Source organism: Enterobacter cloacae complex sp. EB5, from assembly GCF_031432835.1.
In the GTDB taxonomy this organism is placed as follows: Bacteria; Pseudomonadota; Gammaproteobacteria; order Enterobacterales; family Enterobacteriaceae; genus Enterobacter; species Enterobacter hormaechei_C.
In genome coordinates this window covers 1098843-1112080 of the sequence record NZ_CP133860.1, presented here as the reverse complement: position 1 = coordinate 1112080, position 13238 = coordinate 1098843, and the positions used below count along the sequence as shown (strand labels likewise).

Here is a 13238-nt window from a genome sequence, read left to right as displayed (position 1 = left end):
CAGACAGGCTCCAGTATCGCTGTGCTGATTTGCGACATATCATGTCGCCAGAATTAACCCCATCTTAATCGTTGACAGTCTCAGGAAAGAAACATGGCTACCAATGCAAAACCCGTGTACAAACGCATTCTGCTTAAGCTGAGTGGCGAAGCGCTGCAAGGATCGGAAGGCTTCGGTATTGACGCAAGCATCCTTGATCGCATGGCACAGGAAATCAAAGAACTGGTCGAACTGGGTATTCAGGTTGGCGTGGTCATTGGCGGTGGCAACCTTTTCCGTGGTGCTGGTCTGGCGAAAGCGGGGATGAACCGCGTAGTGGGCGACCACATGGGTATGCTGGCAACCGTGATGAATGGCCTGGCGATGCGTGATGCGCTTCATCGCGCCTATGTGAACGCTCGCCTGATGTCCGCTATTCCTTTGAATGGCGTATGCGATAACTACAGCTGGGCAGAGGCCATCAGCCTGCTGCGCAACAACCGCGTGGTGATCCTCTCCGCCGGTACGGGTAACCCGTTCTTTACCACCGATTCCGCAGCCTGCCTGCGCGGTATCGAAATCGAAGCCGATGTGGTGCTGAAAGCGACTAAAGTCGATGGCGTGTTTACTGCCGACCCGGCAAAAGATCCTTCAGCGACCATGTACGATCAGCTGAGCTACAGCGAAGTGCTGGAAAAAGAGCTGAAAGTGATGGATCTTGCCGCCTTTACGCTGGCTCGTGACCACAAACTGCCGATCCGTGTCTTCAATATGAACAAGCCTGGCGCGCTGCGTCGCGTTGTTATGGGCGAAAAAGAAGGCACTTTGATCACGGAATAATTTCCGTCGGCGATAAATACAGGTAAGATTCCGCTTTATTTCGACGTGGTATCTTACCCGGGCGCGCCTTTGGCGTTGTCATGAATTAAACGCGACTATACTTAGCACACCTGTAGCGCTGTGCTGGCGGATAGTCTGCCTGAGACAAGTTTTCAAGGATTCGTAACGTGATTAACGACATCAGAAAAGATGCTGAAGTACGCATGGACAAATGCGTTGAAGCGTTCAAAAACCAAATCAGCAAAATCCGTACTGGCCGTGCTTCCCCAAGCCTGCTGGATGGCATCATCGTAGAATACTACGGTACGCCTACGCCACTGCGTCAGCTGGCGAGCGTGACGGTAGAAGATACCCGTACCCTGAAAATCAACGTGTTCGATCGCTCAATGAGCCCGGCCGTTGAAAAAGCGATCATGGCATCTGACCTGGGTCTGAACCCAAGCTCAGCGGGCGCGGATATTCGCGTTCCACTGCCTCCGCTGACGGAAGAGCGTCGTAAAGACCTGATCAAAGTCGTGCGTGGTGAAGCTGAGCAGGGTCGCGTTTCCGTACGTAACGTGCGTCGCGATGCGAACGATAAAGTGAAAGCCCTGCTGAAAGAAAAAGAGATCAGCGAAGATGACGATCGTCGTTCTCAGGACGACATTCAGAAAATGACCGACGCGGCGATCAAGAAAATTGATGCGGCGCTGGCAGAAAAAGAAGCGGAACTGATGCAGTTCTGATTTTCGCTGTACACTGATAAACGCCGTTCAGAAGGACATTGAGTCTTGCTGGCGGCGTTTTGCTTTTATCTGGTCTAACTTTTGGGCATCTCATGAAGCATCTCACTCTCCTCGGCTCGACCGGCTCTATCGGTTGCAGCACTCTCGACGTTGTACGTCATAATCCTGACAGCTACACCGTAGCCGCGCTTGTGGCCGGAAAAAACGTGCAGCGAATGGTCGAACAGTGCCTGGAGTTTACCCCCCGTTTTGCGGTGATGGATGATGAAGAGAGCGCCCGCCAGGTGAAAGCGCTGTTGCAGGAGAGGGGCTGCCGTACCGAGGTGCTCAGCGGGCAACAGGCGGCGTGCGATATGGCCGCGCTTGATGAAGTTGATCAGGTTATGGCGGCAATCGTCGGGGCGGCGGGTCTTCTGCCGACGCTTGCCGCTATTGATGCGGGAAAAGATGTCCTGCTTGCGAACAAAGAGTCGCTGGTCACCTGCGGACGCCTCTTTATGGAGGCGGTAAAACAGCGTGGGGCGCGTCTTTTGCCGGTCGATAGCGAGCACAACGCGATTTTTCAGAGTTTACCCCAACCTTTTCAACAAAACCTGGGGTACGCTGACCTGGAGCAGAATGGCGTTGTGTCGATTCTGCTTACCGGGTCTGGTGGCCCGTTCCGTGAAACGCCACTGTCTGAATTGAGCGCAATGACGCCGGATCAGGCATGTCGTCATCCGAACTGGTCAATGGGGCGTAAGATCTCCGTCGATTCGGCCACCATGATGAACAAAGGTCTGGAATACATTGAAGCTCGCTGGCTGTTCAATGCGTCGGCGAAACAGATGGAAGTGCTGATCCACCCGCAGTCGGTGATTCACTCGATGGTGCGCTATCAGGACGGCAGCGTGCTGGCCCAACTGGGCGAACCGGATATGCGTACGCCAATTGCTCATACAATGGCGTGGCCAAACCGCGTAAAATCGGGCGTTAAGCCTCTCGATTTTTGCAAGCTGAGTTCACTGACGTTTAGCGAGCCTGATTACGACCGTTATCCCTGTCTGAAACTGGCGATGACGGCCTTCGATCAGGGGCAGGCGGCGACAACGGCGCTTAATGCAGCCAATGAAGTGACCGTTGAAGCATTCCTGAATCAGCAGATCCGCTTTACTGATATCGCCGCATTGAATTTATCCGTGCTGGAGATGATGGATTTGCGTGAGCCACAGAGCGTGGAAGAGGTGCTGGCCGTGGATGAACAGGCACGCATTGTTGCGCGTAAACAGGTGACACGTCTCGCAAGCTGGTGATAAAGCAAGCACTAGTCGTCGTGCTATTTGTTAGCGTTGGGCTTCAGTGATATAGTCTGCGCCACCTGATCGCAGGTATTTGGCTTTAAGTGGTCAGGTAAGCCGTGGTTTGACACGGCTTTTTTATGTATAGGCTTCAGTATTCCTGTGTACCGTTAAATCCTTTCAGGGACTAAAAACGCGTTATGTTGTCTGCGAATCAACCAATAAGCGAAAACTTGCCAGCACATGGCTGTCGCCATGTTGCAATCATCATGGATGGCAATGGCCGCTGGGCGAAAAGACAAGGGAAGATACGAGCCTTTGGGCATAAAGCTGGGGCGAAATCTGTTCGCCGCGCCGTCTCTTTTGCCGCCAATAACGGCATTGATGCGTTAACGCTCTATGCTTTTAGCAGTGAGAACTGGAATCGACCTGCGCAGGAAGTGACGGCGTTGATGGAACTGTTCGTGTGGGCGCTCGATAGCGAAGTAAAAAGCCTGCACCGCCACAACGTCCGCTTGCGTATTATTGGCGATACCAGTCGTTTTAACTCACGTTTGCAGGAACGGATTCGCAAAGCAGAAGCGCTGACGGAAAATAATACCGGCCTGACGCTCAATATCGCGGCGAATTACGGCGGACGCTGGGATATTATCCAGGGGGTTCGGCATCTGGCTGAGCAGGTTCAGGAAGGGCTGTTAAGACCCGACCAGATTGATGAAGAGGCGCTGAGTCAGCAAATCTGCATGAATGAACTGGCACCCGTGGATTTGGTTATAAGGACAGGGGGGGAACATCGCATAAGTAACTTTTTGCTGTGGCAAATTGCCTACGCCGAACTTTACTTTACGGATGTTCTTTGGCCAGATTTTGATGAACAAGACTTTGAAGGTGCGCTGCATGCCTTTGCCAATCGAGAGCGTCGTTTCGGCGGCACCGAGCCTGGTGGCGATAACGCCTGATGGGGGTAGCTTTTGCTGAAGTATCGCCTGATTTCCGCTTTTGTATTAATACCCGTCGTCATCGCAGCGCTGTTTTTACTGCCTCCGGTGGGATTCGCTATTGTTACGCTGGTGGTGTGTATGCTCGCCGCGTGGGAATGGGGGCAGCTTAGCGGCTTTACCTCGCGCACTCAGCGGGTATGGCTGGCGGTACTCTGTGGTTTTTTACTGGCCCTGATGCTGTATACCTTGCCTGAATATCATCACGATGTTCACCAGCCGCTGGTTGCCGGATCCTTATGGATATCGCTGGCCTGGTGGATTGCTGCGCTTGTTTTAGTGCTTTTCTATCCGGGCTCTGCGGCGATCTGGCGTAACTCTAAAGTGTTGCGCCTTATTTTTGGTCTGCTCACGATTGTTCCGTTTTTCTGGGGGATGGTTGCGCTGCGCGCCTGGCACTATGACGAAAACCACTACAGCGGCGCGATATGGCTGCTTTATGTGATGATTCTCGTCTGGGGGGCTGACTCCGGGGCCTATATGTTTGGTAAACTGTTCGGCAAACATAAACTGGCGCCAAAGGTTTCTCCGGGCAAAACCTGGCAAGGCTTCATCGGCGGCCTGTTTACGGCAGCGATTATCTCCTGGGGCTATGGCGTCTGGGCGAATCTTGAGGTTGCCCCCTCCACGCTGCTGGTATGTTCGATTTTCGCGGCGCTGGCATCGGTGCTGGGTGATTTAACCGAGAGTATGTTTAAGCGTGAAGCAGGGATTAAGGACAGTGGTCACCTGATTCCAGGACATGGCGGAATACTGGATCGCATTGACAGCCTTACCGCGGCTGTTCCCGTATTTGCTTGCCTGCTTTTACTGGTGTTTGGGACGATATAACGGAAGGTTTTATGCTGAGCATTCTCTGGAATCTGGCGGCGTTCATTGTTGCACTGGGTGTACTGATTACCGTGCATGAATTTGGCCATTTCTGGGTTGCCCGGCGCTGTGGTGTGCGGGTGGAGCGATTCTCGATTGGCTTTGGCAAATCGCTCTGGAAGCGCACCGATAAGCATGGCACCGAGTTTGTCATTGCTCTGATTCCCCTGGGCGGCTATGTCAAAATGCTCGACGAACGCGTTGAGCCTGTCGCCCCGGAACTTCGCCATCGCGCGTTTAACAATAAAACTGTTGGACAACGTGCTGCCATCATCGCTGCCGGCCCGGTAGCCAATTTCATCTTCGCTATCTTCGCCTACTGGCTGGTGTTTATCATCGGCGTGCCTGGCGTGCGCCCGGTCGTGGGCGAAATCACCACGGGTTCTATTGCGGCAACGGCGCAAATTACACCGGGAATGGAACTTAAAGCGATTGATGGTATCGAAACCCCTGATTGGGATGCCGTGAGGTTACAACTGGTTGCCAAAATCGGTGATGAGCAGACAACCGTCAGCGTATCGCCATTTGGTTCCGACCAGCGGCAGGAAAAAGTGCTGGATTTACGCCACTGGCGCTTTGAGCCAGACAAAGAGGACCCTGTCGCCGCACTCGGGATTCGACCGCGCGGCGCGCAGATCGAGCCGGTATTAGCCGAAGTACAGGCCAAATCGGCAGCGAGTAAAGCAGGTTTACAAGCGGGTGACAGGATCGTTAAAGTCGATGGTCAGCCATTAACACAATGGATGACCTTTGTTACTCTGGTGCGCGATAATCCAGGCAAGCCGCTCGCGCTGGAAGTGGAAAGGCAGGGGAGTTCGCTCTCACTGACCCTCACTCCGGATACCAAATCGGGCGGCGGTAAGGCGGAAGGGTTTGCAGGCGTTGTGCCGAAAGTGATCCCACTGCCAGATGAGTACAAGACAATACGCCAGTATGGGCCGTTTAGCGCCATCGTTGAGGCCACGGATAAAACATGGCAGCTGATGAAGCTTACGGTCAACATGTTGGGGAAATTGATAACCGGTGATGTGAAACTGAACAACCTCAGTGGGCCAATTTCGATTGCTCAGGGGGCTGGGATGTCAGCGGAGTTCGGGGTGATTTACTATCTCATGTTCCTTGCGCTGATTAGCGTGAACCTGGGGATAATCAACCTGTTCCCGCTTCCCGTATTAGATGGGGGCCATCTGCTGTTTTTAGCGATTGAAAAGCTAAAAGGCGGACCGGTATCCGAGCGAGTTCAAGACTTTAGTTATCGCATTGGCTCGATTTTGCTGGTGCTGTTAATGGGGCTTGCACTTTTCAATGATTTCTCTCGGTTGTAAGAGAGTTAGTTAGGAAGAACGCATAATAACGATGGCGATGAAAAAGTTGCTCATAGCGTCGCTGCTGTTTAGCAGCGCGACCGTATACGGTGCTGACGGGTTCGTAGTGAAAGATATTCATTTCGAAGGCCTTCAGCGTGTCGCCGTTGGTGCGGCCCTCCTCAGTATGCCTGTGCGCCCCGGCGATACGGTTAATGATGAAGATATCAGTAACACCATCCGTGCTCTGTTTGCCACTGGCAACTTTGAGGACGTCCGCGTCCTGCGCGATGGTGATACGCTGGTGGTTCAGGTAAAAGAACGTCCAACGATTGCCAGCATCACTTTCTCCGGCAACAAGTCGGTGAAAGATGACATGCTCAAGCAGAACCTTGAGGCATCGGGTGTTCGTGTGGGGGAATCTCTGGACCGCACAACCCTTGCAGACATTGAAAAAGGTCTGGAAGATTTCTACTACAGCGTCGGTAAATACAGCGCGAGCGTTAAAGCGGTTGTTACACCGCTGCCACGTAACCGTGTTGACCTGAAACTGGTCTTCCAGGAAGGGGTTTCTGCGAAGATCCAGCAGATCAACATCGTGGGTAACCACGCGTTCAGCACCGACGAACTGATCTCCAACTTCCAGCTGCGTGACGAAGTGCCGTGGTGGAACGTGGTGGGCGATCGTAAATACCAGAAACAGAAACTGGCGGGTGACCTTGAAACCCTGCGCAGCTACTATCTGGATCGCGGTTACGCCCGTTTCAACATCGATTCAACTCAGGTGAGTCTGACTCCGGACAAGAAAGGTATCTACATTACCGTTAACATCACAGAAGGCGATAAGTACACGCTTTCGGGTGTTGAAGTCAGCGGCAACCTGGCAGGACATTCTGCTGAAATTGAATCCCTGACCAAAATTCAGCCGGGCGATCTGTACAGCGGATCTAAAGTCACCAAAATGGAAGACAGCATTAAAAAGCTGCTCGGCCGTTATGGTTATGCGTATCCGCGTGTGCAAACGCAGCCGGAAATTAACGACACGGATAAAACCGTTAAGCTGCACGTTAACGTTGATGCGGGCAACCGCTACTACGTGCGTAAGATCCGCTTCGAAGGTAACGATACCTCTAAAGACTCCGTTCTGCGCCGTGAAATGCGCCAGATGGAAGGGGCATGGCTGGGAAGCGATCTGGTAGACCAGGGTAAAGAGCGTCTGAACCGTCTGGGCTATTTCGAAACGGTCGATACCGATACGCAGCGTGTACCGGGTCGTCCGGATCAGGTTGATGTTGTTTATAAAGTTAAAGAACGTAATACCGGTAGCTTCAACTTCGGTATTGGTTACGGTACTGAAAGTGGCGTGAGCTTCCAGGTCGGTGTTCAGCAGGATAACTGGCTGGGTACGGGCTACTCTGTCGGTATCAACGGGACGAAAAACGACTACCAGACTTACTCTGAGTTCTCCGTTACCAACCCATACTTCACCGTTGACGGTGTAAGCCTGGGCGGTCGTATCTTCTATAACGACTTTAAAGCGGACGATGCGGACCTCTCCTCGTATACCAACAAGAGTTACGGTCTGGATGGTACGCTCGGCTTCCCGGTCAACGAATACAATACCCTGCGTGCAGGTTTAGGGTACGTGCATAACGACCTGTCCAACATGCAACCGCAGGTGGCGATGTGGCGTTATCTGGACTCCATCGGTCAGTCGGCGAGTACGTCCAGCGATGACAACGGTTTCGCCGCGGATGACTTCACCTTCAACTACGGTTGGACCTACAACCGTCTTGACCGTGGCTACTTCCCGACGGAAGGTTCACGCGTCAACCTGAACGGTAAAGTGACTATCCCGGGCTCGGATAACGAGTTCTACAAGGTCACGCTGGATACGGCGTCCTACTTCCCAATTGATGAAGATCACAAGTGGGTTGTTCTGGGTCGTACCCGTTGGGGTTATGGTGACGGTATTGGAAGCAAAGAACTGCCGTTCTATGAAAACTTCTACGCCGGTGGATCAAGCACCGTGCGTGGCTTCCAGTCCAATAACATTGGTCCGAAAGCGGTTTATTACGGCGGTAATGACGAAGATAACTGCAACAAACCGGCTACGGACGGAGCAGGCAATAAGAACGTATGTAGTTCCGATGATGCAGTAGGTGGTAACGCTATGGCTGTGGCGAGCCTCGAGTTCATCACGCCTACGCCGTTTATCAGCGATAAGTATGCGAACTCCGTGCGTACGTCCTTCTTTATGGATGCAGGTACGGTGTGGGATACCAACTGGCAGAACACGACTGAAACGCGCCTTGCTGGTGTGCCGGACTACAGCGATCCGAGCAACATTCGCATGTCCGCCGGTATCGCATTACAATGGATGTCACCGCTGGGGCCGTTGGTCTTCTCTTACGCCCAGCCGTTTAAGAAATACGATGGAGACAAAGCGGAGCAGTTCCAGTTTAACATTGGTAAAACCTGGTAATAATCCGCTGCAATGGAATGCGTTGGCAGTGTAGCGCTGACAACCGGCGATCGGTAAAACGATCGCCTTGCCACGCAAAGAACGGTACCCCTCGGGTGCCAATGGGATGGTAAGGAGTTAATTGTGAAAAAGTGGTTATTAGCTGCAGGTCTCGGTTTAGCGATGGCAACTTCTGCTCAGGCAGCGGATAAAATTGCAATCGTCAACATGGGTAATTTGTTCCAGCAGGTTGCACAGAAAACCGGTGTTTCTGCAACGCTGGAAAACGAATTCAAAGGCCGTGCGAGCGAACTGCAACGTATGGAAGGTGATCTTCAGTCCAAGATGCAGCGTCTTCAGCGTGATGGTTCTACCATGAAAGCGAGCGAGCGCAGCAAACTGGAAAAAGACGTCATGTCTCAGCGCCAGACCTTCTCTCAGAAAGCGCAGGCTTTCGAGCAGGATCGTCAGCGTCGTTCTAACGAAGAGCGTGGCAAACTGGTGACGCGTATTCAGTCTGCCGTTAAAGCAGTCGCAGCCGATCAGAGCATCGATCTGGTTGTTGATTCGAACGCCGTTGCATTCAACAGCAGCGATGTTAAAGACATCACCGCTGATGTTCTGAAACAGGTTAAATAAGTAATGCCTTCAATTCGACTGGCTGATTTAGCTCAGCAGTTGGATGCAGAATTACACGGTGATGGCGATATCGTCATCACCGCTGTTGCGTCCATGCAATCTGCTAAAGCAGGCACTATTACCTTCATGGTAAGCCCTAAGTACCGTGAACACCTGGCCCAGTGCCAGGCGTCTGCCGTTGTTCTGACGCAGGACGATCTTCCGTTTGCCACTAGCGCTGCACTGGTAGTGAAAAATCCCTACCTGACCTATGCGCGCATGGCCCAAATTCTTGATACCACGCCGCAGCCGGCACAGAACATTGCAGCCAGTGCTGCGATTGATCCGACGGCTCAGCTGGGTAACAACGTATCAGTCGGCGCAAACGCCGTTATCGAATCCGGCGTTGTGCTGGGTGATAACGTGGTGATTGGCCCAGGCTGCTTTGTTGGAAAAAATACGAAAATTGGCGCAGGGACTCGTCTGTGGGCCAATGTCTCTGTCTACCATGAGGTTGAGATTGGCGAGAATTGTCTCGTACAGTCCAGCACGGTGATTGGTTCTGACGGATTTGGTTACGCTAACGATCGGGGTAACTGGGTTAAGATCCCTCAGCTGGGTCGCGTGATTATCGGCGATCGTGTGGAGATCGGCGCTTGCACCACCATCGACCGCGGTGCGCTTGACGACACCATTATTGGTAACGGTGTTATCATAGACAACCAGTGCCAGATTGCACATAACGTTGTGATTGGCGACAATACCGCAGTTGCGGGTGGTGTTATCATGGCAGGCAGCCTGAAAATTGGCCGTTACTGCATGATTGGCGGTGCCAGCGTGATCAATGGCCATATGGAAATATGCGACAAAGTCACGGTAACGGGGATGGGTATGGTGATGCGTCCAATCACTGAGCCTGGCGTTTATTCCTCAGGTATTCCGCTGCAACCGAACAAGGTCTGGCGTAAAACAGCTGCACTGGTGATGAATATTGATGATATGAGCAAGCGACTCAAAGCGATTGAGCGCAAAATCGATCAACAAGACTAAGCGTTCATCCGTTTAACGCTAAATTTCCCGGCCTGTCGGCTTTGTTTATAAACCGGCAGGCCGTGTTATTATTGCTACTTAGTACATTTGACAGGAAGAGTATTTTGACTACTGACACTCATACTCTGCATATTGAAGAGATTTTAGAACTTCTGCCGCACCGCTATCCGTTTTTACTGGTAGACCGCGTGCTGGATTTTGAAGAAGGTCGTTTTCTGCGCGCAGTGAAAAATGTCTCCGTTAACGAGCCGTTCTTCCAGGGGCACTTCCCTGGTAAGCCTATCTTCCCGGGTGTATTGATCCTGGAAGCGATGGCACAGGCTACCGGTATTCTGGCGTTTAAAAGCGTAGGTAAACTGGAACCGGGTGAACTCTATTACTTCGCGGGTATCGATGAAGCGCGCTTCAAGCGTCCGGTCGTGCCTGGTGATCAAATGATCATGGAAGTCACTTTTGAAAAAACGCGTCGCGGCCTGACTCGCTTCAAGGGCGTAGCTATGGTTGACGGCAAAGTTGTTTGCGAAGCGACAATGATGTGTGCGCGTAGCCGGGAGGCCTGATACGTGATTGATAAATCCGCCTTTATTCATCCTACCGCCATTGTGGAAACGGGTGCCATTATTGGTGCAAACGTCCACATTGGCCCGTTTTGTATTGTTGGACCCCATGTCGAAATTGGTGAGGGTACAGTACTGAAATCTCACGTTGTCGTGAATGGTCATACCACCATTGGCTGCAACAATGAGATCTATCAGTTCGCCTCCATCGGCGAAGTTAACCAGGATCTTAAGTATGCTGGCGAACCGACCCGCGTGGAAATCGGCGATCGTAACCGCATTCGCGAAAGCGTCACCATTCATCGTGGTACAACGCAAGGCGGTGGATTGACGAAGGTGGGCAGCGACAACCTGTTTATGGTTAATGCGCATATTGCGCACGACTGTACCGTGGGTAGCCGCTGTATTCTCGCCAACAACGCAACGCTGGCGGGACACGTATCGGTCGATGATTTCGCCATTATTGGCGGCATGACCGCAGTCCATCAGTTCTGCATCATTGGTGCACACGTGATGGTCGGCGGATGCTCCGGTGTGGCGCAGGACGTCCCACCGTTTGTGATTGCGCAGGGCAACCATGCCACGCCGTTTGGCGTGAACATTGAAGGCCTCAAGCGTCGTGGCTTCAGCCGCGAAGCGATTACCGCGATCCGCAACGCGTACAAACTGCTGTACCGTAGCGGTAAAACGCTGGAAGAGGCTAAGCCGGAAATTGCCGAGCTGGCGAATAAGCACCCTGAAGTGAAAACGTTCATGGAATTCTTTGAACGTTCAACCCGTGGTCTGATTCGTTAATGGTCGACAGTCGTCCGCTTACCATCGCCCTGGTCGCCGGAGAAACCTCCGGCGATATTCTTGGTGCAGGTCTGATCCGCGCGCTTAAAGCCCGTGTACCCAATGCCCGCTTTGTGGGCGTGGCTGGGCCGCTGATGCAGGCCGAAGGCTGCGAAGCCTGGTATGAAATGGAAGAGCTGGCTGTGATGGGCATCGTCGAGGTGCTGGGCCGCTTGCGTCGCCTGCTGCATATTCGCGCCGACCTTACCCGCCGCTTTACCGACCTCAAGCCCGATGTATTTGTCGGCATTGATGCGCCTGATTTCAATATTACCCTTGAAGGGAACCTGAAAAAGCAGGGGATCAAAACGATCCATTACGTCAGTCCGTCCGTGTGGGCGTGGCGCCAGAAACGCGTTTTCAAAATCGGACGGTCCACCAATCTGGTGCTGGCTTTTCTGCCTTTCGAAAAAGCGTTTTACGACAGATTTAATGTCCCGTGCCGTTTTATCGGTCATACCATGGCGGATGCCATGCCGCTGGATCCGGATAAAAACGCGGCGCGTGACGAACTGGGCATCCCGCATGATGTGCACTGTCTGGCGTTGCTGCCAGGAAGCCGGGGTGCGGAAGTTGAAATGCTCAGTGCCGATTTCCTGAAAACGGCGCAAATTCTTCGCAAGACTTACCCCGATCTTGAAGTGGTCGTGCCGCTGGTGAATGCCAAACGCCGGGAGCAGTTTGAGCGTATCAAAGCCGACGTCGCCCCGGATCTTCACGTCCGCCTGCTGGACGGAAAAGGGCGGCAAGCCATGTTTGCGAGCGATGCCGCACTGCTGGCTTCCGGCACGGCTGCGCTGGAGTGTATGCTGGCAAAATGTCCAATGGTGGTCGGTTATCGCATGAAGCCGTTTACCTTCTGGCTGGCAAAACGTCTGGTAAAAACAGATTACGTATCCCTGCCAAACCTGCTTGCGGGTCGCGAGCTGGTGAAAGAACTCTTGCAGGATGAATGCCAGCCGCAGGCACTGGCTGATGCATTACTGCCGCTGCTGGCCAACGGTAAAACCAGCCACCAGATGCATGATACCTTCCGTGAACTGCATCAACTGATCCGCTGTAATGCTGATGAGCAGGCGGCCGATGCGGTGCTGGAGTTAGCACAATGATGGAATTTATTTATCCCCATACCCACCTCGTTGCCGGTGTGGATGAAGTCGGTCGTGGCCCGTTAGTGGGTGCCGTTGTGACCGCGGCGGTGATCCTCGATCCAGCCCGCCCGATCGTTGGCCTGAACGACTCGAAAAAACTGAGCGAAAAGCGTCGTTTAGCGCTGTTCGATGAAATTAAAGAGAAGGCGCTGGCCTGGAGTCTCGGGCGCGCAGAGCCGCATGAGATCGACGATCTGAACATTCTGCACGCCACCATGCTGGCGATGCAGCGTGCCGTTGCTGGCCTGAAGATTGTGCCTGAGTATGTGCTGATCGACGGTAACCGTTGCCCGGCGCTGCCGATGCCTTCCATGGCTGTTGTTAAAGGCGATAGCCGCGTCGCAGAAATCAGTGCGGCGTCAATCATTGCCAAAGTGACGCGCGATGCCGAAATGGCCGCGCTGGACCTCACTTATCCCGCGTATGGTTTCGCCCAGCACAAGGGATATCCAACGGCTTTCCATCTGGAAAAGCTGGCTGAACATGGCGCAACTGAACATCATCGGCGCAGCTTTGGCCCGGTGAAACGCGCGCTGGGACTGGTGTCCTGAATCAAGACGCAAGCAATTAA

General features: G+C 53.0%; 13 protein-coding genes. All 13 read left to right on the top strand.

Features of this window, described 5'->3' with window-relative positions; all coding sequences use genetic code 11:
* Positions 1-93: 93 nt before the first annotated feature.
* Positions 94-819 (top strand): UMP kinase, encoded by a 726-nt coding sequence (gene pyrH, locus RHN82_RS05420; RefSeq protein ID WP_003856194.1) that lies wholly within the window; start codon positions 94-96, stop codon positions 817-819.
* Positions 820-986: 167 nt separating this feature from the next.
* Positions 987-1544, top strand: coding sequence for a ribosome recycling factor (frr, locus tag RHN82_RS05415; RefSeq protein WP_003856180.1), 558 nt, complete (start codon positions 987-989; stop codon positions 1542-1544).
* A 92-nt stretch (positions 1545-1636) separates the two neighbouring features.
* Complete coding sequence (gene ispC, locus RHN82_RS05410) at positions 1637-2836, top strand: 1-deoxy-D-xylulose-5-phosphate reductoisomerase (RefSeq protein ID WP_047051281.1); 1200 nt, start codon at positions 1637-1639, stop codon at positions 2834-2836.
* Between the two features lie 185 nt (positions 2837-3021).
* Positions 3022-3780: a (2E,6E)-farnesyl-diphosphate-specific ditrans,polycis-undecaprenyl-diphosphate synthase gene (ispU, locus tag RHN82_RS05405; RefSeq protein ID WP_047051280.1), complete on the top strand. Its 759-nt coding sequence runs from the start codon at positions 3022-3024 to the stop codon at positions 3778-3780.
* 12 nt (positions 3781-3792) lie between these two features.
* On the top strand, positions 3793-4650 hold the full coding sequence (cdsA, locus tag RHN82_RS05400; protein WP_003856175.1) for a phosphatidate cytidylyltransferase: 858 nt from the start codon (positions 3793-3795) through the stop codon (positions 4648-4650).
* Positions 4651-4661: 11 nt separating this feature from the next.
* Positions 4662-6014 carry a sigma E protease regulator RseP gene (gene rseP, locus RHN82_RS05395; protein ID WP_003856174.1) on the top strand — a complete coding sequence of 451 codons (1353 nt, stop codon included), beginning with the start codon at positions 4662-4664 and terminating at the stop codon, positions 6012-6014.
* Positions 6015-6045: 31 nt separating this feature from the next.
* Positions 6046-8478 carry an outer membrane protein assembly factor BamA gene (bamA, locus tag RHN82_RS05390; protein ID WP_047051279.1) on the top strand — a complete coding sequence of 811 codons (2433 nt, stop codon included), beginning with the start codon at positions 6046-6048 and terminating at the stop codon, positions 8476-8478.
* 123 nt (positions 8479-8601) lie between these two features.
* On the top strand, positions 8602-9096 hold the full coding sequence (gene skp, locus RHN82_RS05385; protein WP_003856169.1) for a molecular chaperone Skp: 495 nt from the start codon (positions 8602-8604) through the stop codon (positions 9094-9096).
* Positions 9097-9099: 3 nt separating this feature from the next.
* On the top strand, positions 9100-10125 hold the full coding sequence (gene lpxD / locus RHN82_RS05380) for a UDP-3-O-(3-hydroxymyristoyl)glucosamine N-acyltransferase (RefSeq protein WP_003856168.1): 1026 nt from the start codon (positions 9100-9102) through the stop codon (positions 10123-10125).
* Between the two features lie 104 nt (positions 10126-10229).
* Positions 10230-10685, top strand: a complete 456-nt coding sequence (gene fabZ / locus RHN82_RS05375; protein ID WP_003856165.1) for a 3-hydroxyacyl-ACP dehydratase FabZ — start codon at positions 10230-10232, stop codon at positions 10683-10685.
* 3 nt (positions 10686-10688) lie between these two features.
* Complete coding sequence (gene lpxA, locus RHN82_RS05370; RefSeq protein WP_003856164.1) at positions 10689-11477, top strand: acyl-ACP--UDP-N-acetylglucosamine O-acyltransferase; 789 nt, start codon at positions 10689-10691, stop codon at positions 11475-11477.
* Positions 11477-12625, top strand: coding sequence for a lipid-A-disaccharide synthase (gene lpxB, locus RHN82_RS05365; RefSeq protein ID WP_003856161.1), 1149 nt, complete (start codon positions 11477-11479; stop codon positions 12623-12625). Before lpxA ends, lpxB begins: the two co-directional genes overlap by 1 nt.
* A complete protein-coding gene (gene rnhB / locus RHN82_RS05360) occupies positions 12622-13218 on the top strand; it encodes a ribonuclease HII (protein WP_003856158.1) in 597 nt (198 codons plus the stop codon). The genes lpxB and rnhB overlap by 4 nt, the downstream gene beginning before the upstream one ends.
* Positions 13219-13238: the final 20 nt, after the last annotated feature.

Bases quoted from the DNA above. Each gene is read 5' to 3' on its own strand.
- pyrH (WP_003856194.1), top strand. From the start codon at position 94: ATGGCTACCAATGCAAAACCCGTGTACAAACGCATTCTGCTTAAGCTG.
- ispC (WP_047051281.1), top strand. From the start codon at position 1,637: ATGAAGCATCTCACTCTCCTCGGCTCGACCGGCTCTATCGGTTGCAGC.
- ispU (WP_047051280.1), top strand. From the start codon at position 3,022: ATGTTGTCTGCGAATCAACCAATAAGCGAAAACTTGCCAGCACATGGC.
- rseP (WP_003856174.1), top strand. From the start codon at position 4,662: ATGCTGAGCATTCTCTGGAATCTGGCGGCGTTCATTGTTGCACTGGGT.
- bamA (WP_047051279.1), top strand. From the start codon at position 6,046: ATGGCGATGAAAAAGTTGCTCATAGCGTCGCTGCTGTTTAGCAGCGCG.
- lpxD (WP_003856168.1), top strand. From the start codon at position 9,100: ATGCCTTCAATTCGACTGGCTGATTTAGCTCAGCAGTTGGATGCAGAA.
- lpxB (WP_003856161.1), top strand. From the start codon at position 11,477: ATGGTCGACAGTCGTCCGCTTACCATCGCCCTGGTCGCCGGAGAAACC.
- rnhB (WP_003856158.1), top strand. From the start codon at position 12,622: ATGATGGAATTTATTTATCCCCATACCCACCTCGTTGCCGGTGTGGAT.